Origin of the sequence: Vibrio caribbeanicus ATCC BAA-2122 (genome assembly GCF_000165125.1) — a bacterium.
Classification (GTDB): Bacteria; Pseudomonadota; Gammaproteobacteria; order Enterobacterales; family Vibrionaceae; genus Vibrio; species Vibrio caribbeanicus.
The window spans coordinates 1-3,121 of sequence record NZ_AEIU01000010.1; the positions used below are offsets into that span (position 1 = coordinate 1).

Here is a 3,121-nt window from a genome sequence, read left to right on the forward strand (position 1 = left end):
CTTTGGGGTTGTATGGTTAAGTGACTAAGCGTACACGGTGGATGCCTTGGCAGTCAGAGGCGATGAAGGACGTATTAACTTGCGATAAGCCCAGATTAGGTAGTAAAAACCACTTGAGTCTGGGATTTCCGAATGGGGAAACCCACGTGCATAAGCACGTATCTTTAACTGAATACATAGGTTAAAGAGGCGAACCGGGGGAACTGAAACATCTAAGTACCCCGAGGAAAAGAAATCAACCGAGATTCCGAAAGTAGCGGCGAGCGAAATTGGACTAGCCCTTAAGCTTTTAATGAGACAGGTGAAGTGTCTGGAAAGGCACGCGATACAGGGTGATAGCCCCGTAACCGACATCTCATCATCAGTGAAATCGAGTAGGGCGGGACACGTGATATCCTGTCTGAATATGGGGGGACCATCCTCCAAGGCTAAATACTACTGACTGACCGATAGTGAACCAGTACCGTGAGGGAAAGGCGAAAAGAACCCCTGTGAGGGGAGTGAAATAGAACCTGAAACCGTGTACGTACAAGCAGTAGGAGCAGGCTTGTCCTGTGACTGCGTACCTTTTGTATAATGGGTCAGCGACTTATATTCAGTAGCAAGGTTAACCATCTAGGGGAGCCGTAGAGAAATCGAGTCTTAACTGGGCGTCGAGTTGCTGGATATAGACCCGAAACCAGGTGATCTAGCCATGGGCAGGTTGAAGGTTGAGTAACATCAACTGGAGGACCGAACCGACTAATGTTGAAAAATTAGCGGATGACTTGTGGCTAGGGGTGAAAGGCCAATCAAACCTGGAGATAGCTGGTTCTCCCCGAAATCTATTTAGGTAGAGCCTCGGACGAATACTACTGGGGGTAGAGCACTGTTAAGGCTAGGGGGTCATCCCGACTTACCAACCCTTTGCAAACTCCGAATACCAGTAAGTACTATCCGGGAGACACACGGCGGGTGCTAACGTCCGTCGTGGAGAGGGAAACAACCCAGACCGCCAGCTAAGGTCCCAAATTACAGCTAAGTGGGAAACGATGTGGGAAGGCTTAGACAGCTAGGATGTTGGCTTAGAAGCAGCCATCATTTAAAGAAAGCGTAATAGCTCACTAGTCGAGTCGGCCTGCGCGGAAGATGTAACGGGGCTAAGTTGTAAACCGAAGCTGCGGCAATGCCTTTTAGGCATTGGGTAGGGGAGCGTTCTGTAAGCCGTTGAAGGTGTGTCGTAAGGCATGCTGGAGGTATCAGAAGTGCGAATGCTGACATGAGTAACGATAAAGGGGGTGAAAAACCTCCTCGCCGGAAGACCAAGGGTTCCTGTCCAACGTTAATCGGGGCAGGGTAAGTCGACCCCTAAGGCGAGGCCGAAAGGCGTAGTCGATGGGAAACGGGTTAATATTCCCGTACTTCTTACAATTGCGATGGGGGGACGGAGAAGGCTAGGTGGGCCTGGCGACGGTTGTCCAGGTTCAAGTGCGTAGGCTTGAGAGTTAGGTAAATCCGGCTCTCTTTAAGGCTGAGACACGATGTCGAGCACCCAAGGGTGTGAAGTCATTGATGCCATGCTTCCAGGAAAAGCCTCTAAGCTTCAGATTGTAAGGAATCGTACCCCAAACCGACACAGGTGGTCGGGTAGAGAATACCAAGGCGCTTGAGAGAACTCGGGTGAAGGAACTAGGCAAAATGGTACCGTAACTTCGGGAGAAGGTACGCTCTTGACGGTGAAGTCCCTTGCGGATGGAGCTATTGAGAGTCGCAGATACCAGGTGGCTGCAACTGTTTATTAAAAACACAGCACTGTGCAAAATCGTAAGATGACGTATACGGTGTGACGCCTGCCCGGTGCCGGAAGGTTAATTGATGGGGTTAGACTTCGGTCGAAGCTCTTGATCGAAGCCCCGGTAAACGGCGGCCGTAACTATAACGGTCCTAAGGTAGCGAAATTCCTTGTCGGGTAAGTTCCGACCTGCACGAATGGCGTAATGATGGCCACGCTGTCTCCACCCGAGACTCAGTGAAATTGAAATCGCTGTGAAGATGCAGTGTACCCGCGGCTAGACGGAAAGACCCCGTGAACCTTTACTACAGCTTGGCACTGAACATTGACCCTACATGTGTAGGATAGGTGGGAGGCTTTGAATCCGGTACGCCAGTATCGGTGGAGCCGTCCTTGAAATACCACCCTTGTAGTGTTGATGTTCTAACTTAGACCCGTTATCCGGGTTGAGGACAGTGCCTGGTGGGTAGTTTGACTGGGGCGGTCTCCTCCCAAAGAGTAACGGAGGAGCACGAAGGTGGGCTAATCACGGTTGGACATCGTGAGGTTAGTGCAATGGCATAAGCCCGCTTGACTGCGAGAATGACAATTCGAGCAGGTGCGAAAGCAGGTCATAGTGATCCGGTGGTTCTGAATGGAAGGGCCATCGCTCAACGGATAAAAGGTACTCCGGGGATAACAGGCTGATACCGCCCAAGAGTTCATATCGACGGCGGTGTTTGGCACCTCGATGTCGGCTCATCACATCCTGGGGCTGAAGTCGGTCCCAAGGGTATGGCTGTTCGCCATTTAAAGTGGTACGCGAGCTGGGTTTAGAACGTCGTGAGACAGTTCGGTCCCTATCTGCCGTGGGCGTTGGAAGATTGAAGGGGGCTGCTCCTAGTACGAGAGGACCGGAGTGGACGAACCTCTGGTGTTCGGGTTGTCATGCCAATGGCATTGCCCGGTAGCTAAGTTCGGAATCGATAACCGCTGAAAGCATCTAAGCGGGAAGCGAGCCCTGAGATGAGTCTTCCCTGACCCCTTGAGGGTCCTAAAGGGTTGTTCGAGACTAGAACGTTGATAGGCAGGGTGTGTAAGCGTTGTGAGGCGTTGAGCTAACCTGTACTAATTGCCCGTGAGGCTTAACCATACAACACCCAAAGGGTTTTGATGGACTCAAAGTAAGAATCTTGAATGTGTTGAGAATGCACTTTTAACTTAACATCAGCTTTCTGAATTTAAAAATTTGCTTGGCGACCATAGCAATTTGGACCCACCTGACTCCATGCCGAACTCAGTAGTGAAACGAATTAGCGCCGATGGTAGTGTGGGGCTTCCCCATGTGAGAGTAGGACATCGCCAGGCTTT

The 3,121-nt window shown here is 51.0% G+C and carries 2 rRNA genes; both read left to right on the plus strand.

The annotated features are described in order from the left end of the window. Positions 1-14 precede the first annotated feature (14 nt). Positions 15-2,903: ribosomal RNA gene (locus RH40_RS01655) — 23S ribosomal RNA — on the plus strand. A gap of 99 nt (positions 2,904-3,002) precedes the next feature. Next, positions 3,003-3,118: ribosomal RNA gene (rrf, locus tag RH40_RS01660) — 5S ribosomal RNA — on the plus strand. The last annotated feature ends 3 nt before the right edge of the window (positions 3,119-3,121 follow it).